This window comes from Geodermatophilus sp. DSM 45219 (genome assembly GCF_900104025.1).
In the GTDB taxonomy this organism is placed as follows: Bacteria; Actinomycetota; Actinomycetes; order Mycobacteriales; family Geodermatophilaceae; genus Geodermatophilus.
The window spans coordinates 418,310-442,029 of record NZ_FNIQ01000005.1; the positions used below are offsets into that span (position 1 = coordinate 418,310).

Here is a 23,720-nt window from a genome sequence, read left to right on the forward strand (position 1 = left end):
GCTCCTCACCAGACGTAGGCGAGGACTTCCCCACCCACGCCCTTCTTGTTCGCCTGGCGGTCGGTCAGGAGCCCCGTCGAGGTGGAGATGATGGCCACCCCGAGGCCGCCCAGCACCTTCGGCAGTGCGGTGGACTTGGCGTACACCCGCAGACCGGGCTTGGAGACGCGCCGGACGCCGGCGATGCTCCGCTCACGGTTGGGGCCGTACTTGAGGTCCACCACCAGCTCCTTGAGGGTGGTGCCGTCCCTCTCGACCTCGTTGACGGTCCAGCCGGCGATGTAACCCTCCTGCTGGAGGATCTCGGCGATGTGCGTCTTCAGCTTGGACGACGGCATGGTCGTGGAGTCGTGGTACGCCTGGTTGGCGTTCCGGATCCGCGTCAGCATGTCCGCGATCGGGTCGGTCATCGTCATGGGTGTCGTGCCTCTCTCACCGCGGTTCCTCTCGCCGTCCGGCTCGTGCCGTCGAGCGGGGCCTCTCGGTGATCGTTGAAGGACCTCGTACCTCTCGACCCTTGCAAGCTCGGGCCGAGCCTCTGGACGAGGCCGTGGGGTCGTTGCGTTACCAGGAACTCTTGCTGACGCCCGGGAGCTCGCCGGCGTGGGCCATCTCCCGCAGGCAGATCCGGCACAGGCCGAACTTGCGGAAGACCGAGTGCGGGCGACCGCACCGCTGGCAGCGGGTGTAGCCGCGGACCGCGAACTTGGGCTTGCGGGCCGCCTTGTTGATCAGCGCCTTCTTGGCCATCTGTCTGTCTCCTCCCCCGGCTCAGCGGGTGGTGGTGACGACGGGCTGGCCGGCGAACGGGAAGCCCAGCAGGCGGAGGAGCTCGCGACCCTCCTCGTCGTTCGTGGCGGTGGTGACCAGCGTGATGTCCATCCCGCGGGGCCGGTCGATCTTGTCGACGTCGATCTCGCGGAACATGGACTGCTCGGTCAGGCCGAACGTGTAGTTGCCGTGACCGTCGAACTGCTTGGCGTTCAGGCCACGGAAGTCACGGATGCGGGGAAGGGCGAGGCTCAGCAGCCGGTCCAGGAACTCCCACATGCGGTCGCCGCGGAGAGTGACCTTCGCGCCGATCGGCATGCCCTCGCGCAGCTTGAACTGGGCGATGGACTTGCGGGCCCGGACGACGGCCGGCTTCTGACCGGTGATGGCGGTGAGGTCGCGGACCGCGCCGTCCATCAGCTTGGCGTCGCGGGTGGCCTCGCCGACGCCCATGTTCACGACGATCTTCGTCAGGCGGGGGATCTGCATGACGTTCTCGTAGCCGAATTCGCCCTGCAGCGCCGGGAGAATCTCGTCGCGGTAGCGGGCGAGCATGCGGGGCAGCTCACGGGTGGGTGCACTCATGGGATCAGAGGTCCTTACCGGTGCGCCGCGAGACCCGGATGCTGCGGCCTTCCTCGTCCTTGCGGAAGCCGACCCGGGTCGGCTTGTCCTCGGAGTCGATCACCATCACGTTGCTCACGTGGATGGGCGCCTCCTGCGTGACGATCCCGCCCGACTGGGCACCACGCTGGTTGGAGCTGATGCGGGTGTGCTTCTTCACCCGGCCGACGCCCTCGACGAGGACCTTCTGCAGCTTCGGGTAGGCAGCGATCACCCGCCCCTTCGCGCCCTTGTCCTTGCCGGCCAGCACCACGACGGTGTCGCCCTTCTTGACCTTCATCGACGGCGCCTTGGCCTTCGAGTGGGCCGTCGTGTCCTTCTTCGTCGCCATGGTCACAGCACCTCCGGAGCGAGCGAGATGATCCGCATGAAGCGCTTGTCGCGGAGCTCACGGCCGACCGGGCCGAAGATGCGCGTACCGCGCGGGTCGCCGCTGTCGCGGATGATCACCGCGGCGTTCTCGTCGAAGCGGATGTAGGAGCCGTCGGGACGACGGCGCTCCTTGACGGTGCGGACGACGACGGCCTTGACCACGTCACCCCGCTTGACGCCTGCACCCGGCAGCGCGTCCTTCACGGTCGCGACGATGACGTCGCCGATGCCCGCGTAGCGTCGCCCGGAACCGCCGAGCACCCGGATGCAGAGGATCTCCTTCGCACCGGTGTTGTCGGCGACCCGCAGTCGCGACTCCTGCTGGATCACGTCCTACTCCTGATCTTCCGTGGTGACAGCCGGGCCGGAACGGTGAACCGGCTGTCCGGCACCCACGTGCGGACGCACCGGCAGCGTTCGCCGCCGGTGCGTCCGAGCACGGGTACCGGGATGGGCGCGCACTCGCAATCGCGCGCCAGTGGTCCAGGGTACTCGCTCCCGGACCGCCCGCGGAGGGCGCCTCCTGCAGGGGACCGCGCGGCCCCCGCCGGTACTACTTGGCCTTCTCCACGACCTCGACCAGCCGCCACCGCTTGGTGGCCGACGTCGGCCGGGTCTCCATGATCTGCACCCGGTCGCCGATCCCGGCCACCTGCTGCTCGTCGTGGGCCTTCAACTTGCTGGTGCGACGGATGACCTTGCCGTAGAGGCCGTGCTTCACGCGGTCCTCGACCTCGACGACGATGGTCTTGTCCATCTTGTCGCTGACCACGAGGCCCTCGCGGACCTTGCGGTAGCCACGGCCGGCCAGGCCGGGGCCCGACGCGGCAGCAGTGTTCGGCGCAGCCGCCGACTGGGGCTCGCTCATGCCACACCCTCGTTCGGGGCGACCGACAGGCCCAGCTCGCGCTCACGCATGATCGTGTAGATCCGCGCGATGTCGCGGCGGACGGTCTGCAGCCGCCGGTTGTTGTCCAGCTGGCCGGTGGCCACCTGGAACCGCAGGTTGAACAGTTCTTCCTTGGACTCGCGCAGCCGCGTGGCGAGGTCCTCGGCGGAGAGCTCGCGCAGCTCGGGAGCGGTCAGACCGGCGGCCATCACACCTCTCCTTCACGGGTGATGAAGCGGCACTTCATCGGCAGCTTGTGGATCGCGCGGCGCATGGCCTCGCGGGCGACCGGCTCCGCCACGCCCGACAGCTCGAACATGATCCGGCCCGGCTTGACGTTGGCGACCCACCACTCCGGCGAACCCTTGCCGGAGCCCATGCGGGTCTCGGCCGGCTTCTTGGTGAGCGGACGGTCCGGGTAGATGGAGATCCAGACCTTCCCGCCACGGCGGATGTGGCGGGTCATGGCGATACGAGCGGACTCGATCTGCCGGTTGGTCACGTACGCCGGCTCGAGCGCCTGGATGGCGTACTCGCCGAAGTTGATCTCGGTCCCGCCCTTGGCACGCCCCGAACGGCTCGGGTGGTGCTGCTTGCGGTGCTTGACGCGCCGTGGGATGAGCATGGCTCAGCTCTCCGTGTTCTCGGTGGCGGTCGTCTCGGCGGCAGCGGTGGCCTCCGGGCCGGCCGCCTCGGCGAGGGTCTGCTCGTGAGCGCCCTCGCCGGAGGTGACGGCCACCGAGCTGTCGGTGGTGTCGACGGCCGGTCCGGTGGAGGACTCGGCCGCGGCGCGACCGGCCTCGGTCCCGCCGGCGGTCGTGCCCGACGAGCCGGAGCGGCGCTGCGGGCGCTGGGCCCGCTCACGGCGCTGCTGCCGGGCGGCGAGCGCCTCCAGGGCCTCCCGCTCGGCACGCGAGCCACTGACGTCGCCCTTGTAGATCCAGACCTTCACGCCGATGCGGCCGAAGGTGGTCCGGGCCTCGTAGATGCCGTAGTCGATGTTCGCCCGGAGGGTGTGCAGCGGGACACGGCCCTCGCGGTAGAACTCCGAGCGGCTCATCTCGGTGCCGCCCAGGCGACCGGAGCACTGCACCCGGATGCCCTTGACCTGCGGGCTGCGCTGGGCCGACTGCATGGCCTTGCGCATGGCACGGCGGAAGCTGACCCGGCTGGAGAGCTGCTCGGCGACCCCCTGGGCGACCAGCTGCGCGTCGGCCTCGGGGTTCTTCACCTCGAGGATGTTCAGCTGCACCTGCTTGCCGGTGAGCTTCTCCAGCTCGCCACGGATGCGGTCGGCCTCGGCGCCGCGGCGGCCGATGACGATCCCCGGGCGCGCGGTGTGGATGTCGACGCGGACGCGGTCACGGGTGCGCTCGATCTCCACCTTGGAGATGCCGGCCCGCTCCATGCCCTTGCTCATGAGCTTGCGGATGGCCACGTCTTCCTTGACGTAGTCCTTGTAGAGCTTGTCGGCGTACCACCGGGACTTGTAGTCGGTGGTGATGCCCAGTCGGAACCCGTGCGGGTTGACCTTCTGACCCACTAGCGGGTCCCTCCCCTCGTGTTGCTCTGCTGCTGCGTCGCCGGGCCGGACTGCCCGGTGCGACGGCGGGCCGTGCGGGACTTGCCGGCGAGCTCGGTGCTGGAGGAGACCTCCGCGACCTCGACCGTGATGTGGCAGGTCCGCTTGTTGATGCGGTAGGCGCGCCCCTGGGCCCGCGGACGGATCCGCTTCAGGGTCGGCCCCTCGTCGACGTAGGCGGCGCTGACGACCAGCGCGGCCGGGTCGAGCCGCAGGTTGTGCTCGGCGTTGGCGACCGCGCTGGCCACCACCTTGAGCACCGGCTCACTGGCCGACTGCGGCGCGAACCGCAGCAGGGCCAGGGCCTCGTCGGTGGGCAGGTAGCGGATGAGGTCCACCACCCGGCGTGCCTTCATGGGGGTGACGCGGACGAACCGGGCGGTGGCCCGGGCGGTCGGCGTCTCCTCTCCCAGCTGGGAAGTCATCGGATCTCTCTCTACCTGGTCAGCCGCGCCGGGACCGGCGGTCGTCCTTCACGTGCCCACGGAAGGTGCGCGTGGGCGCGAACTCGCCGAGCTTGTGCCCGACCATCGCCTCGGTCACGAAGACCGGGACGTGCTTGCGGCCGTCGTGGACGGCGATCGTGTGGCCGAGCATGTCCGGGATGATCGTCGAACGACGCGACCAGGTCCGGATGACGTTCTTGGTGCCCTTGTCGTTCTGCGCGTCCACCTTCTTGAGCAGGTGGTCGTCGACGAACGGGCCCTTCTTCAGGCTGCGTGGCATGTCTGTCGGACTCCTCTACCCGCTCAGCGCTTCTTGTTGGTGCGCCGGCGGCGCACGATCAGGGCGTCACTGGCCTTGCGCTTGCGCGTACGGCCCTCCGGCTTGCCCTTCGGGTTCACCGGGTGGCGACCACCGGAGGTCTTGCCCTCACCACCACCGTGCGGGTGGTCGACCGGGTTCATGGCGACACCGCGGACGGTCGGGCGCTTGCCCTTCCACCGCATGCGACCGGCCTTGCCCCAGTTGATGTTGGACTGCTCGGCGTTGCCCACCTCGCCGACGGTCGCGCGGCAGCGGACGTCGACGTTGCGGATCTCGCCCGAGGGCATGCGCAGCTGCGCGAGCCGGCCCTCGCGGGCGACCAGCTGGACGCTCGTGCCGGCCGAGCGGGCGATCTTCGCCCCGCCGCCGGGGCGCAGCTCGATGGCGTGGACCACCGTGCCGACCGGGATGTTGCGCAGCGGCAGGTTGTTGCCCGGCTTGATGTCGGCCGCGGGGCCGCACTCCACCGTGTCGCCCTGCTTGAGCCGCGCCGGCGCGATGATGTAGCGCTTCTCGCCGTCGGCGAAGTGCAGCAGCGCGATCCGCGAGGTGCGGTTGGGGTCGTACTCGATGTGCGCGACCTTGGCCGGCACGCCGTCCTTGTCGGCCCGGCGGAAGTCGATCACCCGGTAGGCGCGCTTGTGCCCGCCGCCCTGGTGCCGCGCGGTGACCTTCCCGTGGACGTTGCGCCCACCGCGACCGTGCAGCGGCCGGACCAGCGACTTCTCGGGATGGTCGCGGGTGACCTCAGCAAAGTCGGCGACGCTCGAGCCACGCCGGCCCGGCGTCGTCGGCTTGTACTTGCGGATAGCCATCTGACTGGAGTTCCTCTGTCTCTGGTCCGATCGGTCACCGGCGCTCAGGCGCCGGGACCACCGAAGATCTCGATGCGGTCGCCGGGCGCCAGCGAGACGATGGCCCGCTTGGTGTCCTTGCGCTTGCCGAGCTTGTTGCCCTTGCTGCGCTTGCGCTTGCCCTGGCGGTTGATCGTGTTCACGCCGAGGACCTTCACGTTGAAGACCTGCTCGACCGCGATCTTGATCTGCGTCTTGTTGGCCTCGGGCAGGACGACGAACGTGTACTGGTTCTCGTCGAGCAGCCCGTAGCTCTTCTCCGAGATGACCGGGGACAGCAGGACGTCCCGGGGGTCGCGGACGCTCATGCCTTCTCCTCGGGGGTCGCGTCGGTCGTGCCGTCCTCGGTGGGCGGCGTGGCGTCGGCTCCGGCGTTGGCGGCCTCGGCCTGCGCGACCGGGGCCGCGGCGGCCTCGGCAGCGGTGGCCGGAGCGGCCTCCTGCGGCGTGACCGCGGTGGGCGTGGCCGTCCGCGCGGCGGACGTCGTCGCCGGGGCCGGCTCGGCCGGGCTCTCGCCCAGGTCGAGGTCGGTGGTGCCCTCGCCCTGGATGGACGGGATCGCACCCGGGATGTCCGGCGTCGTCAGGTCCGGCTTCGCGACGCCGCGGCCCCTGGCCGGGCCCGAGACGAACTCGGCGAGCGCGGCCTCGGTGAAGACCACCTCGTCGGCGACCAGCACGTCGTAGGTGTTCAGCTGGCCGGCCTCGAGCAGGTGCACCTGCGGCACGTTGCGCAGGCTGACCCAGTTGAGGACGTCGTCCCGGTCGAGGACCACGAGCACCCGCTTGGCCTGCGTGATCGCCTCGAGGGTCGCCAGCGCGGCCTTGGTCCTCGGCGCGTCGCCGTCCACGAAGGTGCTGACCACGTGCACGCGGTCCTCGCGGGCCCGGTCGGACAGGGCACCGCGCAGCGCGGCGGCCTTCATCTTCTTCGGGGTCTTCTGCGAGTAGTCGCGCGGCTGCGGACCGTGGACGATGCCACCGCCCTCGAACTGCGGCGCCCGGGTCGAGCCCTGGCGGGCCCGGCCGGTGCCCTTCTGGCGGTACGGCTTGGCGCCACCACCGCTGACCTGGCCGCGGGTCTTGGTCGAGTGCGTGCCCTGGCGCGCGGCAGCCAGCTGGGCCACCACCACCTGGTGCATGAGCGAGACGTTGGCCGACGCGTCGAAGAGCTCACCGGGCAGCGTCACGCTGCCGGAGGTCTCCCCCGCCGGGGTCCGGACGTCGACCTGACGGTCGCTCCGGGTCTCGGTCGCCCCGCCGTCGATGGACGTGGTCACTGGTTCTCACTCCCCACGGGGCCACCCTTGACGGCCGAGCGGACGAGCACGAGGCCGCCCTTCGGGCCCGGGATCGCACCCTTGATCAGCAGCAGCCCGCGCTCGGCGTCCACCTTGTGGACGGTGAGCGACAGGGTCGTCGTCTTGACCGCGCCCATGCGGCCGGCCATGCGGAGGCCCTTGAAGACCCGGCCGGGGGTCGAGGCCCCGCCGATGGAACCGGGCGACCGGTGCTTGCGCTGGGTGCCGTGCGCGGCGCCGAGGCCCTTGAAGCCGTGGCGCTTCATGACACCGGCCGTGCCCTTGCCCTTGCTGGTGCCGATGACGTCGACCTTGGCCACGCCGTCGAAGACCTCAGCGGTCAGCTCCTGGCCGACCGTGTACTCCGACGCGTCCTTCGTGCGCAGCTCCACCAGGTGGCGACGCGGCGTGACGCCCGCCTTGGTGAAGTGCCCGCCCTCGGGCTTGTTCACCTTGCGCGGGTCGATCTCGCCGAAGCCGAGCTGGACGGCGGAGTAGCCGTCGACCTCGGGGGTGCGCACCTGGGTCACCACACACGGGCCCGCCTTGACGACGGTCACCGGCACGATGCGGTTGTTCTCGTCGAAGACCTGGGTCATGCCCAGCTTCTCGCCGAGGAGTCCGCGGAATGTGCTCGCCATGTCTGCTGACTGCCCTTACTGGATGTTGACGTCGACCGAGGCCGGCAGGTCGATGCGCATGAGCGCGTCGACCGTCTTCGGCGTCGGGTCGAGGATGTCGATGAGACGCTTGTGCGTGCGCATCTCGAAGTGCTCGCGCGAGTCCTTGTACTTGTGCGGCGAGCGGATGACGCAGTACACGTTCTTCTCCGTCGGCAGCGGCACCGGGCCGACGACGCGCGCACCGGTCTTGGTCACCGTCTCGACGATGCGCCGCGCCGAGGCGTCGATCGCCTCGTGGTCGTAGGCCTTCAGCCGGATGCGGATCTTCTGTCCCGCCATCGCTGTCTTCTGCTCCTGCCGATCGGTGTTCGTCCGTAGCTGGGGAACGCCGGGAGGTCCTGACCGTCATCCGGTCGGGCCCCAGCGGTTCGGGTGGTGGTGCCCACAGGCCCCGGCCACCCGGGAACGGGCGGCGGCGCAGGGGTGCGCCGCCGCCCGTCGCAGGTGTTACTTGACGATCTTGGTGACGCGACCGGCACCGACGGTGCGGCCACCCTCACGGATGGCGAACCGCAGGCCCTCCTCCATGGCGATCGGCTGGATGAGCTCGACCGTCATCTCGGTGTTGTCGCCCGGCATGACCATCTCGGTGCCGGCCGGCAGGGTCACGACGCCGGTGACGTCGGTCGTCCGGAAGTAGAACTGCGGACGGTAGTTGTTGAAGAAGGGGGTGTGACGACCGCCCTCGTCCTTCGAGAGGATGTAGACCGAGCCCTCGAAGTTCGTGTGCGGGGTGATCGAACCCGGCTTCACGACGACCTGACCGCGCTCGACGTCCTCGCGCTTGATGCCGCGCAGCAGCAGGCCCACGTTGTCGCCGGCCTGGCCCTGGTCGAGCAGCTTGCGGAACATCTCGACGCCGGTGACGGTCGTCTTGGTCGAGGTCGGGCGGATGCCGACGATCTCGATCTCCTCGGACACCTTGACGATGCCGCGCTCCACGCGACCGGTGACGACGGTGCCGCGACCGGTGATGGTGAAGACGTCCTCGACGGGCATGAGGAAGGGCTTGTCGATCTCACGCTGCGGCTCGGGGATCGCGGTGTCGACCGCGTTCATGAGCTCCATCAGCTTGTCGCCCCACTCGGCGTCGCCCTCGAGGGCCTTCAGCGCCGAGACGCGGACCACGGGGACGTCGTCGCCCGGGAACTCGTACTCGGACAGCAGCTCGCGGACCTCCAGCTCGACGAGCTCGAGGATCTCCTCGTCGTCGACCATGTCGGCCTTGTTGAGCGCCACGACGATGTAGGGGACGCCGACCTGGCGGGCCAGGAGGACGTGCTCCTTCGTCTGCGGCATCGGGCCGTCGGTGGCCGCGACCACCAGGATGGCGCCGTCCATCTGCGCCGCACCGGTGATCATGTTCTTGATGTAGTCGGCGTGCCCGGGGCAGTCGACGTGCGCGTAGTGACGGTTCTCCGTCTGGTACTCGACGTGGGCGATCGAGATCGTGATGCCGCGGGCCTTCTCCTCGGGCGCCTTGTCGATCTGATCGAAGGCCGACGCCTCGTTGAGGTCCGGGTACTTGTCGTGCAGCACCTTGGTGATCGCCGCGGTCAGCGTGGTCTTGCCGTGGTCGATGTGCCCGATGGTGCCGATGTTGACGTGCGGCTTGGTCCGCTCGAACTTGGCCTTGGCCACTGGGTTCCTCTCCTCGTGGTGTCGCAGTCGTGCGCGAACTCTGGGGTGGGCTTGCTGGGGGCCGGGCGGGGGACACCCCCGCCCGGCGGGTCACTCGCCGGTGACCTTGGCGATGATCTCCTTGGCCACGTTCTGCGGGACCTCGGCGTACGAGTCGAACACCATGGTGTAGCTCGCCCGCCCCTGGGTGCGGCTGCGCAGGTCGCCCACGTAGCCGAACATCTCCGAGAGCGGCACCAGTGCCCGGACGACGCGGGCGCCGGAGCGCTCCTCCATCGCCTGGATGGTCCCGCGCCGGGAGTTCAGGTCGCCGATGACGTCACCCATGTTCTCCTCCGGGGTGACGACCTCGACGGCCATCAGCGGCTCGAGCAGGGCCGGGCTGGCCTTGCGGGCCGCCTCCTTGAAGGCGATCGACCCGGCGATCTTGAAGGCCATCTCCGAGGAGTCGACCTCGTGGTACTGGCCGTCGAGCAGGATGGCCTTGACCCCGACGATCGGGTAGCCGGCCAGGACGCCGTACTGCATGGCGTCCTGCATGCCCTGGTCCACCGAGGGGATGTACTCCCGCGGGATGCGGCCACCGGTGACCTTGTTCTCGAACTCGTACGTGGCGGAGTCGGCGCTCATCGGCAGCGGCTCGAGCGAGATCTGCACCTTCGCGAACTGCCCGGAACCGCCGGTCTGCTTCTTGTGCGTGTAGTCGTAGCGCTCGACGGCCTTGCGGATCGTCTCGCGGTAGGCCACCTGCGGCTTGCCGACGTTGGCCTCGACCTTGAACTCGCGGCGCATGCGGTCGACGAGGATCTCCAGGTGGAGCTCGCCCATGCCCGAGATGACGGTCTGGCCGGTCTCCTCGTCGAGGCGGACCTGGAAGGTCGGGTCCTCCTCGGCCAGCTTCTGGATGGCGGTGCCGAGCTTCTCCTGGTCGCCCTTGGTCTTGGGCTCGATCGCGACCGAGATGACCGGCGCGGGGAAGGTCATCGACTCCAGGATCACCGGGTTCTGCGGGTCGCAGAGGGTGTCACCGGTCGTCGTCTGCTTCATGCCGTTGACGGCCACGATCTGGCCGGCGCCGACACCGGCCCGCTCCTCACGCTTGTTGGCGTGCATCTGGTAGATCTTGCCGACCCGCTCCTTGCGGTCCTTCGTGCTGTTGAGCACCGGGGACCCGGCGTCCAGACGCCCGGAGTACACGCGGATGTAGGTCAGCTTGCCGAGGTGCTGGTCGGTCTGGATCTTGAAGGCCAGCGCGGAGAACGGCTCGTCCTCGTCGGCGTGCCGGAGGACCTCGGTCTCGCCGTCGAGCGCGGTGCCGACGATCGCCTCGACGTCCAGCGGGCTGGGCAGGTAGTCGGTGACCGCGTCGAGCAGCGGCTGCACGCCCTTGTTCTTGAAGGCCGTACCGGTGAGCACCGGGTTGACCTGGGCGGCGATGGTCGCCTTGCGGATCGCGGCCTTCAGCCTCTCGACGGAGATCTCCTCGCCGCCGAGGTAGGCCTCCATGAAGGCGTCGTCGGTCTCGGCGACGCCCTCGAGCAGCTTCTCGCGGTACTCGGCGGCCTGGTCGGCCAGCTCGGCGGGGATCTCCTCGATCGAGTAGTCCTCACCCATCTGCGTCTCGCCACGCCAGGTCAGGGCGCGCATCTGGACCAGGTCGACGACGCCGATGAAGTTGGCCTCGGCACCGATCGGCAGCTGCAGGACCAGCGGGTTGGCACCCAGCCGCTCGACCATCATGTCGACGCAGCGGAAGAAGTCGGCACCGGTGCGGTCGAGCTTGTTGACGAAGCACATGCGCGGGACGCTGTACTTCTCCGCCTGACGCCACACCTGCTCGGTCTGCGGCTCGACGCCCGCGACACCGTCGTACACCGCGACGGCACCGTCGAGCACCCGCAGCGACCGCTCCACCTCGACGGTGAAGTCGACGTGCCCGGGGGTGTCGATGATGTTGATGTCGTGGCCGTTCCAGGAGCACTTCGTCGCGGCGGACGTGATGGTGATGCCGCGCTCCTGCTCCTGCTCCATCCAGTCCATCGTGGCCGCGCCGTCGTGGACCTCACCGATCTTGTAGTTGATACCGGTGTAGAAGAGGATGCGCTCGGTCGTCGTGGTCTTGCCGGCGTCGATGTGCGCCATGATCCCGATGTTGCGGGTCTTGGCGAGCTGGGCCGCGTTGCTGGCCATCTGTCTCTCCTCTTTGGATCGGGTCCGCGTGCGGTGTTCCGGGTGGTGGCCCGGAACACCCGCCGGCCGCGGGGGCTGGCGGAGCCAGCCGGGGTGGCACCTACCAGCGGTAGTGCGCGAAGGCCTTGTTCGACTCGGCCATCTTGTGGGTGTCCTCGCGGCGCTTCACCGCGGCGCCCAGGCCGTTGCTCGCGTCGAGCAGCTCGTTCATCAGCCGCTCGGTCATCGTCTTCTCCCGGCGCGCCCGGCTGTACTGGATCAGCCAGCGCAGGCCGAGGGTGGTGCTGCGCGAGGCGCGGACCTCGACCGGGACCTGGTAGGTCGCACCACCGACGCGGCGGCTGCGGACCTCGAGGGCCGGCTTGACGTTGTCCAGCGCACGCTTGAGCGTGACCACCGGGTCGGTGTCGGTCTTGGCGCGGCAGCCCTCGAGGGCGCCGTAGACGATCGCCTCGGCGACCGAGCGCTTGCCGTCGACGAGCACCTTGTTGACCAGCTGGGTCACCAGCGGCGACTGGTACACCGGGTCGGCGACCAGGGGACGGCGCGGTGCAGGGCCCTTGCGCGGCATGTCAGCTCTTCTCCTTCTTCGCGCCGTACCGGCTGCGAGCCTGCTTGCGGTTGCGGACACCCTGGGTGTCGAGCGAGCCGCGGATGATCTTGTAGCGCACGCCGGGGAGGTCCTTCACGCGGCCGCCGCGCACGAGCACCATCGAGTGCTCCTGCAGGTTGTGGCCGACGCCCGGGATGTAGGCGGTCACCTCGATGCCACTGGTGAGGCGGACGCGAGCGACCTTGCGCAGCGCCGAGTTCGGCTTCTTCGGCGTCGTCGTGTACACGCGGGTGCACACCCCACGACGCTGAGGGGAGCCCTTCAGCGCCGGGGTCTTGGTCTTCTCGACCTTGTCCTCGCGGCCCTTGCGGACCAGCTGGTTGATCGTGGGCATGGGTGGCCTGGATCTCCTACCTGCGCTGGGTCGTGCTGTGGACGGTGCTCTGCTGTGCGGGGTGCCGGTCCTACTGGTGGGGCCGTCCCCGATCCCGGCCGTGGTCCACCACCGGTCCCCGCGGTCGGGCGTGTCGCCTTCCCCGGGACCGGCCGGCGATTCGAACCGGATCGGTCGCCCCCCGCGACTCGGCGCCACCACCTGCCGGCAGGCGCACCGCGAACGGGAGCAGGCCCAGGGCACCCTGGGCACGGCTGACCACGATACCCGCGTGCCGGAGGCCGGTCAAAGCCGGGTCCGCCACAGCCGGCGGGCAGGGGCCGGCCACGTCCACCGGCGTCCCCGGAGGGGTCAACGGCGCCCGGGGACACGGTGTTCCCGGGGCTGCGGGGGGTGGTGGCGCGACTGTAGCGGCTGCCGGGCGAGGACGGCCCGCCTCGGGCGCCGACATCCCGGCGGCCCACCCGCACCGCGCGCGGCTGTCACACCCCGGCCCTACGGTCGGTCCCAAGACGCCCACTCACAGCCACCGGAGGACTCGTGCACGTCGACCTCGCCCGCGAGCTCAAGGCTCACCTGTCGGCCCGGCTGGCCCGGTCGGCCGAGCCGGTGACCGCCAGCGACGCCGGCGGACGGCGGTGGACGCGGCCGGCGCTCGGGCTCGCCCCGGTGGGTCCCGACCGGGCACACCTGGCCATCCGGCTGGCCGCCAAGGAGGACGCCGACCTGCTGCTGGCCGGCCTGGACGACGCGGTGCTCGAGGAGGTCGACGTCCGGGTCATCGGTGCCGTCCGGGCCCTCACCGCCCCCACGCCGGATGACCTGCGGCAGCGCACCCGGCCGCTGTTCCCCGGGCTGTCGATCGGGCACCCGGCCGTGTCGGCCGGGACGCTGGGCGGCTTCGTCCGGGTCGGCGGCCGGCTGGCCGTGCTGTCCAACAACCACGTGATCGCCGCCAGCGACGCCGCGTCGGTGGGTGACCCGGTGCTGCAGCCCGGGCCGGCCGACGGCGGTGACCCCACGACCGACCAGGTGGCCACGCTGACGGCGTTCGAGCGGTTCACCGCCGACGGGCAGGCCAACCTGGTCGATGCCGCGGTCGCGGTCGTCGACGTCGAGGTGCCCCTGGAGCCCGGTCGCCTGCCAGGGGGTCCGCTGGGCACCGAACCCCTGCGGGTGGACGACCTCGAACCGGACGACCAGGTGGAGAAGGTCGGCCGCACCACGGGCTACACCGTCGGGCGGGTCAGCGCGGTCGAGGTCGACGGCGTCGCCGTCCAGTACGACCAGGCGCTCTACACGTTCGACGACCAGATCGAGGTCGACGGTGTCGCCGGGGGGTTCAGCGCCGGCGGCGACAGCGGCTCGGTGATCTGGCGCAGTGCCGACCGCGCCCCGCTGGGGCTGCTCTTCGCGGGCAGCGAGACCGGCGGTCGCACCGGCGGCGGGGTCACCTTCGCCAATCCGCTGGTGACCGTGCTGTCGGTGCTGGACCTCCAGTGGGTCGCCGGCTGACGAGGACGTCGGCCCACGGCCCCGTCGCGTGGCCCTCCTGAGCCTGCGAGGGGTGCGGAGGACGAGGTCCTCCCGTGGTGGGGTCAGGGGGTCCTCCTGGGGGGCCTGTCCCTGTCGCCGCGGCCCGATCGGGGGCACCATGGGCACATGACCGACCGCGCGTCCGCCCGAGCTGCGAAGACGGCCCTCAGCAGCCGGCTGGCCGCCGTCCCTGGCGTCGTCGGCATCGGGCTGGCCCGCCGGGACACCGGCTACGTCGTCAAGGTCGACCTCGCCGACGCGCACGCCGCCGAGCGGGTGCCCGGGGACGTCGACGGCGTCCGCGTGGTGATCGAGGTCGTCGGGGTCGTCCGCCCGCTCTGAGGAAGGACCCTCCCCCTCTGCCGATACGGTCGGCGACGGCGTCAACGGTGGCGCCGTCGACCAGAGGAGCGGACGTGCGCATCGGCATCCAGGCCAGCTACAGCGGGGGGTTCCGCGAGACGGCGGCGGAGATCCGCGACCTCGAGTCCGCGGGGCTGGACCTCGCCACGGTCGCGGAGGTCTACACCTTCGACGCCGTCAGCCAGCTGGGCTACCTGGCCGCGGTCACCGAGCGGGTCGAGCTGATGAGCGGGATCTTCCCCATCTACAGCCGCACCCCCGCCCTCACCGCGATGACCGCCGCGGGCCTGGACTTCGTGTCCGACGGCCGCTTCACCCTGGGTCTGGGCGCCTCCGGCCCGCAGGTGGTCGAGGGCTGGCACGGCGTCCCCTACGACGCGCCCCTGCAACGCACGCGCGAGGTCGTGGAGATCTGCCGGCAGGTGTGGCGTCGCGAGCGCCTGGTGCACGAGGGCCCGAAGTACACGGTGCCGCTGCCCGCCGAGCAGGGCACCGGCCTGGGCAAGCCGCTCAAGCTGATCAACACCCCGGTCCGCGACCGCATCCCGGTCATGCTCGCCGCCCTCGGACCCAAGAACGTGGAGCTGGCCGCGGAGATCGCCGAGGCGTGGGAGCCGATCTTCTTCATGCCGGAGAAGGCGGGCTCGGTGTGGGGCGAGTCCCTCGCCGCGGGCCGGGCCAAGCGCGACCCGGCCCTGGGTGAGCTGCAGGTCGTCGTCGGCGTCCCGGTCGCGATCGGGGACGACGTCGAGCCGATGCTGGACCTGGTGCGCCCGCAGCTGGCCCTCTACATCGGCGGCATGGGCGCCCGCGGCAAGAATTTCTACAACGACCTGGCGCGGCGCTACGGCTACGAGGACGAGGCCCGCACCATCCAGGACCTCTACCTCGACGGCAACAAGGACGAGGCGGCCGCCGTCGTCCCCGAGGAGCTGGTGCGGGCGGTGTCCCTGGTCGGCTCCGAGTCGCACGTCGCCGAGCGGGTCGCTGCCTTCCGCGAGGCCGGGGTGACCACGCTGATGCTGCAGCCGCTCGACGACAGCCCCGAGAGCCGACTCCGCACCGTGCAGACCATGCGCGCGATCGCCGACCGGTGACCGGACCGACTTCCGTCACGTGACGCTCGGGGGCCGCGGGCGGACGGCGCTCGTCTCCCGGCGCTGGGGCCACCTGGCGGCGGCCTGGTCGGTGACCTTCGCGGTGCTCCACCTGTACTGGGGCCTGGGCGGCTCGGTCGGGCTCGCGGAGTCGGCGGGCACGGACCTGGCGGAGCAGCGACCCACCTGGTTCGTCGTCCTCGGGCTGTACGGGGTCGCGCTGACGCTCGGCGTGGCCGCCGTACTGGGCCTCGCCCTGGCCCGGGTCCACAGCGTCAGGAGGTCGGGGCGGCTGCTCACCGTCCTCGGCGCCGGGCTCGCGGCGGTGCTGCTGGCACGGGCGGTCGCCATCGAACTGCTGCTCCTGGCCGACGCCGGGTACGGCGGTGGAGCCATCAGCGAGGCCCAGCGCTCCTGGACCCTGGTGGTGTGGAACCCCTGGTTCCTCGTCGGTGGCACGACGTTCGGCTTGGCTGCACGTGCAGCCCGGCGACGGTGGACCAGCCGCTCCGCGAGGTGACGATCGAGCCGGCAGACGCCTGCTCCGCGCCGTCGCCGTGGACACCAGAGGGCCCCCAGGTCACCGACCTGGGGGCCCTCTGGTCACTGCCTGACGGTGATCAGCCCCGCCAGTCGTACTCCTCCAGGCGCACGGCCTCGCCGCTGCCCTGACCGAAGACGTCCGGGCTGTAGTACTGCCCGTCGTCGTACCCGGCCATCGTGTAAACGGCGGCGCGGGCCTCCTCGGTCGGCTCGACCGTGATGTTCCGGTAGCGGCTGATCCCGGTGCCGGCCGGGATCAGCTTGCCGATGATCACGTTCTCCTTGAGGCCGAGCAGGCTGTCGCTCTTGCCCTGGATGGCGGCGTCGGTGAGCACCTTGGTCGTCTCCTGGAAGGAGGCGGCCGACAGCCACGACTCGGTCGCCAGCGAGGCCTTGGTGATGCCCATGAGCACCGGGCGGGCCGAGGCCGGCTCGTTGCCCTCGGCGACGACCCGGCGGTTCTCGGTCTCGAACAGCGTCCGCTCGACCAGCGCACCGGGGAGGAACTCCGTGGCGCCCGAGTCGATGATGGTCACCCGCTTGAGCATCTGGCGGATGATCACCTCGATGTGCTTGTCGTGGATCGACACGCCCTGGCTGCGGTAGACCTCCTGGACCTCGCGGACCAGGTGCAGCTGCACCTCGCGCGGGCCCATGATCCGCAGCACCTCGTGCGGGTCCACCGCACCCTCGGTGAGCTGCTCGCCGACCTCGACGTGGGCGCCGTCCTCGACCCGCAGCCGCGACCGGCGCGACAGCTTGTCGTAGACGACCTCGTCGGAGCCGTCGTCCGGGGTGATCGTGAGCTTGCGGAACTGCTCGCCGTCCTCGATGCGGACGGTGCCGGCCAGCTCGGCGATCGGGGCCTTGCCCTTGGGGACGCGGGCCTCGAAGAGCTCCACCACACGCGGCAGACCGTGGGTGATGTCCTCACCGGCGACACCACCGGTGTGGAAGGTGCGCATCGTCAGCTGGGTGCCGGGCTCACCGATCGACTGGGCGGCGATGATGCCGACCGCCTCGCCGACGTCCACCAGCTTGCCGGTCGCGAGCGACCGGCCGTAGCAGGTGGCGCAGGTGCCGAGCAGCGACTCGCAGGTCAGGACGCAGCGGACCTTGACCTCCGAGACGCCGGCCTCGACGAGCTGGCTGATGAGCACGTCGCCCAGGTCGGAGTTCGCCTGCGCGATGACCGTCCCGTCCTCGGCCACCACGTCGGCGGCCAGGGCGCGGGCGTAGACGCTGGTCTCCGCGTGCGGGTCGCGGGTGAGCACCCCGTCGACCGCCGTGGCGATCGGCATGAACACGCCGCGCTCGGTGCCGCAGTCCTCCTCGCGGATGATGACGTCCTGGGAGACGTCGACCAGCCGGCGGGTGAGGTACCCGGAGTCCGCGGTCCGCAGCGCGGTGTCGGCCAGACCCTTGCGCGCGCCGTGCGTGGAGATGAAGTACTCCAGCACGGACAGACCCTCCCGGAAGTTGGCCTTGATCGGCCGCGGGATGATCTCGCCCTTCGGGTTGGCGACCAGGCCGCGCATACCGGCGATCTGGCTGATCTGCATCATGTTGCCCCGGGCGCCCGAGTTGACCATGACCCAGACCGGGTTCGTGGTGGGGAAGTTGTCCACCATCGCCTGGCTGACCTCGGCCCGCGCGCGGGTCCAGATCTCGATCAGCTCGCCACGACGCTCGGTGTCGGTGATGACACCGCGCTCGTACTGGCGCTCGATCTGCCGGGCCTCGGCCTCGTGCCGGTCCAGGATCTCCTGCTTGGCCGGCGGAGTGACGACGTCGTCGATGGCGATCGTGACACCCGAGCGGGTGGCCCAGCGGAAGCCCGCGGACTTGAGGGCGTCCAGCGTCGCCGCGACCTGCACCTTGGGGTAGCGCTCGGCGAGGTCGTTGACGATCGCCCCGAGCTCCTTCTTCGGCACCTGGTAGTTGACGAAGCGGTAGTCCTCGGGCAGGGCCTCGTTGAACAGCACCCGGCCCAGGCTGGTGCGCACCAGCGCCGGCTGGCCCGGCGTCCAGTCCTCCGGCTGGTCCCACGGCTCGTTGACCTTGCCGTTGTCGACGCCGAACACCTCGTCGAGGCGGATGAGCGCCCGCTCCTGCAGCCCCAACGCACCCATGTCGAAGGCCATGATCGCCTCGGCCGTCGAGCCGTAGGCGGCCGGCTGGCCGCCGTCGGCCTCGTGCCGCGAGGGCACCAGGGTGGTCAGGTGGTACAGGCCCAGCACCATGTCCTGGGTCGGCGCGGTGATCGGGCGACCGTCGGCCGGGCTCAGGATGTTGTTGCTGGACAGCATCAGGATCCGGGCCTCGGCCTGGGCCTCGGCCGACAGCGGCAGGTGAACCGCCATCTGGTCACCGTCGAAGTCCGCGTTGAACGCGGTGCAGACGAGCGGGTGGATCTGGATGGCCTTGCCCTCGACCAGCTGCGGCTCGAAGGCCTGGATGCCCAGGCGGTGCAGCGTCGGCGCCCGGTTCAGCAGCACCGGGTGCTCGGTGATGACCTCCTCCAGCACGTCCCAGACCACGGGACGCGCGCGCTCGACCATCCGCTTGGCGGACTTGATGTTCTGCGCGTGGTTGAGGTCGACCAGCCGCTTCATGACGAAGGGCTTGAACAGCTCCAGCGCCATCTGCTTGGGCAGGCCGCACTGGTGCAGCTTCAGCTGCGGGCCGACGACGATGACCGAACGGCCGGAGTAGTCGACGCGCTTGCCGAGCAGGTTCTGGCGGAACCGGCCCTGCTTGCCCTTGAGCAGGTCGGAGAGGGACTTGAGCGGGCGGTTGCCCGGACCGGTGACCGGACGGCCGCGACGGCCGTTGTCGAACAGCGCGTCCACGGACTCCTGCAGCATCCGCTTCTCGTTGTTCACGATGATCTCGGGCGCGCCGAGGTCGAGCAGTCGCTTCAGCCGGTTGTTCCGGTTGATCACGCGGCGGTACAGGTCGTTCATGTCGCTGGTGGCGAAGCGGCCACCGTCGAGCTGCACCATCGGGCGCAGGTCCGGCGGGATGACCGGGACGCAGTCGAGCACCATGCCCATGGGCGAGTTGCGGGTCTGCTGGAACGCCGCGACGACCTTCAGCCGCTTGAGGGCCCGCAGCTTGCGCTGGCCCTTGCCGCTGCGGATGGTCTCGCGCAGCGAGACGGCCTCGGCGTCGAGGTCGAAGTCGGCGAGCAGCTTCTGCAGCGCCGCGGCACCCATGCCGCCCTCGAAGTACTCACCGAAGCGGTCGCGCAGCTCGCGGTAGAGGCCCTCGTCGGCGATGAGCTGCTTGACCTCGAGCTTGCGGAAGGTGTCGAGCACCTCCTCGAGGCGGTCGATCTCCCGCTGGGCGCGGTCGCGCAGCTGGCGCATCTCGCGCTCGCCGCCCTCGCGCACCTTGCGGCGGACGTCGGACTTGGCTCCCTCGGCTTCGAGCTCGGCGAGGTCGGCCTCCAGCTTCTGCTGGCGGGCCTCCACGTCGGCGTCGCGGCGGCTCTCGAGGTTGTGCTTCTCCGCGCTGATCTCGGCCTCGATGGTCGGGAGGTCGCGGTGCCGCGCCTCGTCGTCCACCGTGGTGATCAGGTAGGCCGCGAAGTAGATGATCTTCTCGAGGTCCTTGGGCGCCAGGTCGAGCAGGTAGCCCAGGCGCGAGGGGACGCCCTTGAAGAACCAGATGTGGGTGACCGGCGCGGCCAGCTCGATGTGGCCCATCCGCTCACGCCGCACCTTGGCGCGGGTCACCTCGACGCCGCAGCGCTCGCAGATGATGCCCTTGAAGCGGACGCGCTTGTACTTGCCGCAGTAGCACTCCCAGTCCCGGGTGGGACCGAAGATCTTCTCGCAGAAGAGACCGTCCTTCTCCGGACGCAGCGTCCGGTAGTTGATGGTCTCGGGCTTCTTCACCTCACCGTGCGACCACTGGCGGATGTCGTCGCCGCTGGCCAGACCGATGCGCAACTCGTCGAAGAAGTTGACGTCGAGCACTGAGTGGACCCCTTTCCCGGGGCTCGGTTACTGCACTTCTTGCTGATGGTCGTCGGGGGCGCCGGCCGGCCCCGGTCAACCGGGGCCGGCCGGCGGCCGATCACACGTCCTCGACGCTGGAGGGCTCGCGGCGGGACAGGTCGATGCCCAGCTCCTCCGCGGCCCGGAAGACCTCGTCGTCGGTGTCGCGCAGCTCGATCGCCTGACCGTCGCCGGAGAGGACCTCCACGTTCAGGCATAGCGACTGCAGCTCCTTGAGCAACACCTTGAACGACTCCGGGATGCCCGGCTCGGGGATGTTCTCGCCCTTGACGATCGCCTCGTACACCTTGACGCGGCCGAGGATGTCGTCGGACTTGATGGTGAGCAGCTCCTGCAGCGCGTAGGCCGCGCCGTAGGCCTGCATCGCCCAGCACTCCATCTCACCGAAGCGCTGACCACCGAACTGCGCCTTACCACCCAGCGGCTGCTGCGTGATCATCGAGTAGGGGCCGGTCGAGCGGGCGTGGATCTTGTCGTCGACCAGGTGCAGCAGCTTCAGGATGTAGACGTAGCCGACCGAGATCGCCTCGGGGAAGGGCTCCCCGGAGCGGCCGTCGAATAGTCGCGCCTTGCCGGTGGGCTGCACCATCCGCTCGCCGTCGCGGTTCGGGATGGTCGACCCGAGCAGGCCGACGATCTCCTCCTCGCGGGCGCCGTCGAACACCGGCGTCGCCGTCCGGGTGCCCGGCTCGGCCGCACGGGCGGCGTCGGGCAGGTTGGTCGCCCACTCCGGGGTGCCCTCGACCTGCCAGCCGGACTTGGCGACCCACCCCAGGTGGGTCTCCAGGACCTGGCCGACGTTCATCCGGCCGGGGACGCCCAGCGGGTTGAGCACGATGTCCACCGGGGTGCCGTCCTCGAGGAACGGCATGTCCTCCTGCGGCAGGATCTTCGCGATGACGCCCTTGTTGCCGTGGCGGCCGGCGAGCTTGTCGCCGTCGGAGATCTTGCGCATCTGGGCGACGTAGACCCGGATCAGCTCGTTGACGCCGGCGGGCAGCTCGTCGCCGTCCTCGCGCGAGAACACGCGGACGCCGATGACCTTGCCCGACTCACCGTGCTTGACCTTGAGGCTGGTGTCGCGGACCTCGCGGGCCTTCTCACCGAAGATCGCGCGGAGCAGCCGCTCCTCGGGGGTCAGCTCGGTCTCGCCCTTGGGCGTCACCTTGCCGACGAGGATGTCGCCGGGGACGACCTCGGCACCGATGCGGATGATGCCGCGCTCGTCGAGGTCGGCGAGGACCTCCTCGGAGACGTTCGGGATGTCCCGGGTGATCTCCTCGGCACCGAGCTTGGTGTCCCGCGCGTCGACCTCGAACTCCTCGATGTGGATCGAGGACAGGACGTCGTCCTGCACGAGGCGCTGCGACAGGATGATCGCGTCCTCGTAGTTGTGGCCCTCCCACGGCATGAAGGCGACGAGCAGGTTCTTGCCCAGCGCCATCTCGCCCTGGTCGGTGCACGGCCCGTCGGCGATGACCTGGCCGACCTCGACCCGCTGGCCCTCGTCGACGACGGGGGTCTGGTTGATCGAGGTGCCCTGGTTCGAGCGGCGGAACTTCAGCAGCCGGTAGGTCTGCCGGGTGCCGTCGTCGGCCATGACGGTGACGTAGTCGGCGGTGGAGTCCTCGACCACACCGGCCTTCTCTGCCACGACGACGTCGCCGGCGTCGACGGCGGCCCGCAGCTCCATGCCGGTGCCGACCAGCGGCGCCTCGCTGCGCAGCAGCGGGACGGCCTGACGCTGCATGTTCGCGCCCATGAGCGCGCGGTTGGCGTCGTCGTGCTCGAGGAACGGGATCATCGCCGTCGCGACCGAGGTCATCTGCCGCGGCGAGACGTCCATGTAGTCGACGTTCTCCGGGACGAGGTAGTCGACCTCACCGCCCTTGGTGCGCACCAGGACGCGGTCCTCGGCGAACCGGCCCTGGGCGTCCAGCGGCGAGTTGGCCTGGGCGACGACGAAGCGGTCCTCCTCGTCGGCGGTCAGGTAGTCGATGGAGTCGGTGACGACACCGTTCTCGACCTTGCGGTACGGCGTCTCGATGAAACCGAACGCGTTGACCCGCCCGTAGGCCGACAGCGAGCCGATCAGGCCGATGTTCGGGCCCTCCGGGGTCTCGATCGGGCACATCCGGCCGTAGTGGCTCGGGTGCACGTCGCGGACCTCCATGCCGGCCCGCTCACGGGACAGACCACCCGGGCCCAGCGCCGACAGGCGGCGCTTGTGGGTCAGGCCCGCGAGCGGGTTGGTCTGGTCCATGAACTGGGACAGCTGGCTGGTGCCGAAGAACTCCTTGATGGAGGCGACGACCGGCCGGATGTTGATCAGGGTCTGCGGCGTGATCGCCTCGACGTCCTGGGTCGTCATCCGCTCGCGGACGACGCGCTCCATGCGGGAGAGGCCGACCCGGATCTGGTTCTGGATCAGCTCGCCGACGGTGCGCAGCCGCCGGTTGCCGAAGTGGTCGATGTCGTCGGTGCCGTGGTCGGTCTCGCCGGCGTGCAGGCGCACCACGTACTCGATGGTCGCGACGATGTCGTCCTCGGTCAGCGTGGACGTGCCCTGCGGGACGTCGACGCCGAGCTTCTTGTTGACCTTGTACCGGCCGACCTTGGCCAGGTCGTAGCGCTTGGCGTTGAAGAACAGGTTCTCCAGCAGCGCCTGCGCCGACTCGCGCGTCGGCGGCTCGCCCGGCCGCAGCTTGCGGTAGATGTCGAGCAGGGCCTCGTCCTGGCCTGCGATGTGGTCCTTCTCGAGGGTGGCCAGCACCGTGGGCGACCACTGGAAGTGCTCGCGGATGCGGTCCTCGGTCCAGCCCAGCGCCTTGAGCAGCACGGTGACCGGCTGGCGGCGCTTGCGGTCGATGCGGACGCCGACGGTGTCGCGCTTGTCGACGTCGAACTCCAGCCACGCACCCCGGCTGGGGATGACCTTGGCGCTGAAGACGTCCTTGTCCGACGTCTTGTCCAGGGTCTTGTCGAAGTAGACGCCCGGGCTGCGGACCAGCTGCGAGACGACGACGCGCTCGGTCCCGTTGATGACGAAGGTGCCCTTGCTCGTCATGATCGGGAAGTCACCCATGAACACCGTCTGGCTCTTGATCTCGCCGGTGGTGTTGTTCATGAACTCGGCGGTGACGAACAGCGGCGCCGCGTAGGTCATGTCCTTGTCCTTGCACTCCTCGAGGGACGCCTTGACGTCCTCGAAGCGCGGGTTGGAGAAGGACAGCGACATCGAGCCGCTGAAGTCCTCGATCGGGGAGATCTCCTCGAGGATCTCGGCCAGGCCGCCGACGGCGTCGGCCTGCTCCTCGGGGGCGAGCGTGGCCCGCCACTCCGGGCTGCCGATCAGCCAGTCGAACGAGGCGGTCTGCAGGGCCAGGAGGTCCGGCACCTCGAGCGGCTCGGAGATCTTGGCGAACGAGACGCGCAGCGGCGCGCCCGGGATCTTCTGCTGGTCGGCCTCGCCGGTGCGGGGGCCGGACTGGGGGGCCTGCTGGATCTTGCCGGTGGAGCCTGACTCGGTGGTGCC

General features: G+C 70.1%; 25 protein-coding genes and 1 pseudogene. 4 read left to right on the plus strand and 22 right to left on the minus strand.

Annotated elements, in window-relative coordinates:
- Nucleotides 1-5 precede the first annotated feature (5 nt).
- From rpsH to rpsL, 20 genes and pseudogenes are all read right to left on the minus strand, one after another.
- A complete protein-coding gene (gene rpsH, locus BLR12_RS17690) occupies nucleotides 6-416 on the minus strand; it encodes a 30S ribosomal protein S8 (protein WP_091380998.1) in 411 nt (136 codons plus the stop codon).
- A 148-nt stretch (nucleotides 417-564) separates the two neighbouring features.
- On the minus strand, nucleotides 565-750 hold the full coding sequence (locus BLR12_RS17695; protein WP_012950469.1) for a type Z 30S ribosomal protein S14: 186 nt from the start codon (nucleotides 748-750) through the stop codon (nucleotides 565-567).
- A 21-nt stretch (nucleotides 751-771) separates the two neighbouring features.
- Complete coding sequence (gene rplE, locus BLR12_RS17700; RefSeq protein WP_091381001.1) at nucleotides 772-1,356, minus strand: 50S ribosomal protein L5; 585 nt, start codon at nucleotides 1,354-1,356, stop codon at nucleotides 772-774.
- 4 nt (nucleotides 1,357-1,360) lie between these two features.
- A complete protein-coding gene (gene rplX / locus BLR12_RS17705; RefSeq protein WP_091381269.1) occupies nucleotides 1,361-1,675 on the minus strand; it encodes a 50S ribosomal protein L24 in 315 nt (104 codons plus the stop codon).
- Between the two features lie 53 nt (nucleotides 1,676-1,728).
- The gene (gene rplN / locus BLR12_RS17710) at nucleotides 1,729-2,097 is read right to left on the minus strand and encodes a 50S ribosomal protein L14 (RefSeq protein ID WP_012950472.1); all 369 of its coding nucleotides are present in this window, start codon (nucleotides 2,095-2,097) and stop codon (nucleotides 1,729-1,731) included.
- 223 nt (nucleotides 2,098-2,320) lie between these two features.
- Nucleotides 2,321-2,635 carry a 30S ribosomal protein S17 gene (gene rpsQ, locus BLR12_RS17715; RefSeq protein ID WP_304440649.1) on the minus strand — a complete coding sequence of 105 codons (315 nt, stop codon included), beginning with the start codon at nucleotides 2,633-2,635 and terminating at the stop codon, nucleotides 2,321-2,323.
- Nucleotides 2,632-2,865 carry a 50S ribosomal protein L29 gene (rpmC, locus tag BLR12_RS17720; RefSeq protein ID WP_091381272.1) on the minus strand — a complete coding sequence of 78 codons (234 nt, stop codon included), beginning with the start codon at nucleotides 2,863-2,865 and terminating at the stop codon, nucleotides 2,632-2,634. The genes rpsQ and rpmC overlap by 4 nt, the downstream gene beginning before the upstream one ends.
- Nucleotides 2,865-3,281: a 50S ribosomal protein L16 gene (gene rplP / locus BLR12_RS17725; RefSeq protein WP_012950475.1), complete on the minus strand. Its 417-nt coding sequence runs from the start codon at nucleotides 3,279-3,281 to the stop codon at nucleotides 2,865-2,867. Before rplP ends, rpmC begins: the two co-directional genes overlap by 1 nt.
- A gap of 3 nt (nucleotides 3,282-3,284) precedes the next feature.
- Nucleotides 3,285-4,199, minus strand: coding sequence for a 30S ribosomal protein S3 (gene rpsC / locus BLR12_RS17730; protein ID WP_091381004.1), 915 nt, complete (start codon nucleotides 4,197-4,199; stop codon nucleotides 3,285-3,287).
- A gap of 113 nt (nucleotides 4,200-4,312) precedes the next feature.
- Nucleotides 4,313-4,663, minus strand: a pseudogene (rplV, locus tag BLR12_RS17735) (50S ribosomal protein L22); the annotation flags it as partial.
- 19 nt (nucleotides 4,664-4,682) lie between these two features.
- Nucleotides 4,683-4,964 (minus strand): 30S ribosomal protein S19, encoded by a 282-nt coding sequence (rpsS, locus tag BLR12_RS17740; protein WP_012950478.1) that lies wholly within the window; start codon nucleotides 4,962-4,964, stop codon nucleotides 4,683-4,685.
- Between the two features lie 23 nt (nucleotides 4,965-4,987).
- Complete coding sequence (rplB, locus tag BLR12_RS17745; protein WP_091156717.1) at nucleotides 4,988-5,821, minus strand: 50S ribosomal protein L2; 834 nt, start codon at nucleotides 5,819-5,821, stop codon at nucleotides 4,988-4,990.
- A gap of 44 nt (nucleotides 5,822-5,865) precedes the next feature.
- Nucleotides 5,866-6,168, minus strand: a complete 303-nt coding sequence (rplW, locus tag BLR12_RS17750; RefSeq protein ID WP_012950480.1) for a 50S ribosomal protein L23 — start codon at nucleotides 6,166-6,168, stop codon at nucleotides 5,866-5,868.
- Nucleotides 6,165-7,139, minus strand: coding sequence for a 50S ribosomal protein L4 (gene rplD / locus BLR12_RS17755; protein WP_091381009.1), 975 nt, complete (start codon nucleotides 7,137-7,139; stop codon nucleotides 6,165-6,167). Before rplD ends, rplW begins: the two co-directional genes overlap by 4 nt.
- Nucleotides 7,136-7,801 (minus strand): 50S ribosomal protein L3, encoded by a 666-nt coding sequence (gene rplC / locus BLR12_RS17760; RefSeq protein ID WP_012950482.1) that lies wholly within the window; start codon nucleotides 7,799-7,801, stop codon nucleotides 7,136-7,138. The genes rplD and rplC overlap by 4 nt, the downstream gene beginning before the upstream one ends.
- 15 nt (nucleotides 7,802-7,816) lie before the next feature.
- Nucleotides 7,817-8,122 carry a 30S ribosomal protein S10 gene (rpsJ, locus tag BLR12_RS17765; RefSeq protein WP_012950483.1) on the minus strand — a complete coding sequence of 102 codons (306 nt, stop codon included), beginning with the start codon at nucleotides 8,120-8,122 and terminating at the stop codon, nucleotides 7,817-7,819.
- Nucleotides 8,123-8,290: 168 nt separating this feature from the next.
- A complete protein-coding gene (gene tuf, locus BLR12_RS17770; protein WP_091381011.1) occupies nucleotides 8,291-9,484 on the minus strand; it encodes an elongation factor Tu in 1,194 nt (397 codons plus the stop codon).
- Nucleotides 9,485-9,574: 90 nt separating this feature from the next.
- Entirely contained in the window at nucleotides 9,575-11,674 is a 2,100-nt protein-coding gene (gene fusA, locus BLR12_RS17775; protein WP_091381013.1) for an elongation factor G, read from the minus strand.
- 100 nt (nucleotides 11,675-11,774) lie between these two features.
- Nucleotides 11,775-12,245, minus strand: a complete 471-nt coding sequence (rpsG, locus tag BLR12_RS17780) for a 30S ribosomal protein S7 (protein ID WP_091213426.1) — start codon at nucleotides 12,243-12,245, stop codon at nucleotides 11,775-11,777.
- A 1-nt stretch (nucleotide 12,246) separates the two neighbouring features.
- Complete coding sequence (rpsL, locus tag BLR12_RS17785) at nucleotides 12,247-12,621, minus strand: 30S ribosomal protein S12 (protein ID WP_012950487.1); 375 nt, start codon at nucleotides 12,619-12,621, stop codon at nucleotides 12,247-12,249.
- 540 nt (nucleotides 12,622-13,161) lie between these two features.
- Between rpsL and BLR12_RS17790 the strand changes: the two genes are divergently transcribed.
- The 4 genes from BLR12_RS17790 (at nucleotide 13,162) to BLR12_RS17805 (ending at nucleotide 16,137) form a co-directional block, all read left to right on the plus strand.
- Nucleotides 13,162-14,136 (plus strand): hypothetical protein, encoded by a 975-nt coding sequence (locus BLR12_RS17790; RefSeq protein ID WP_091381017.1) that lies wholly within the window; start codon nucleotides 13,162-13,164, stop codon nucleotides 14,134-14,136.
- A gap of 147 nt (nucleotides 14,137-14,283) precedes the next feature.
- The gene (locus BLR12_RS17795) at nucleotides 14,284-14,499 is read left to right on the plus strand and encodes a hypothetical protein (RefSeq protein ID WP_091381019.1); all 216 of its coding nucleotides are present in this window, start codon (nucleotides 14,284-14,286) and stop codon (nucleotides 14,497-14,499) included.
- A 74-nt stretch (nucleotides 14,500-14,573) separates the two neighbouring features.
- A complete protein-coding gene (locus BLR12_RS17800; protein ID WP_091381022.1) occupies nucleotides 14,574-15,617 on the plus strand; it encodes an LLM class F420-dependent oxidoreductase in 1,044 nt (347 codons plus the stop codon).
- A 19-nt stretch (nucleotides 15,618-15,636) separates the two neighbouring features.
- Complete coding sequence (locus BLR12_RS17805; RefSeq protein ID WP_091381024.1) at nucleotides 15,637-16,137, plus strand: DUF3995 domain-containing protein; 501 nt, start codon at nucleotides 15,637-15,639, stop codon at nucleotides 16,135-16,137.
- Nucleotides 16,138-16,237: 100 nt separating this feature from the next.
- On the opposite strand, the gene BLR12_RS17810 is transcribed toward BLR12_RS17805, so the two are convergent.
- Both BLR12_RS17810 and rpoB read right to left on the minus strand, forming a co-directional pair.
- Nucleotides 16,238-20,143, minus strand: a complete 3,906-nt coding sequence (locus BLR12_RS17810; protein ID WP_091381027.1) for a DNA-directed RNA polymerase subunit beta' — start codon at nucleotides 20,141-20,143, stop codon at nucleotides 16,238-16,240.
- Between the two features lie 100 nt (nucleotides 20,144-20,243).
- Nucleotides 20,244-23,636, minus strand: a complete 3,393-nt coding sequence (gene rpoB, locus BLR12_RS17815) for a DNA-directed RNA polymerase subunit beta (protein WP_176832582.1) — start codon at nucleotides 23,634-23,636, stop codon at nucleotides 20,244-20,246.
- Nucleotides 23,637-23,720: the final 84 nt, after the last annotated feature.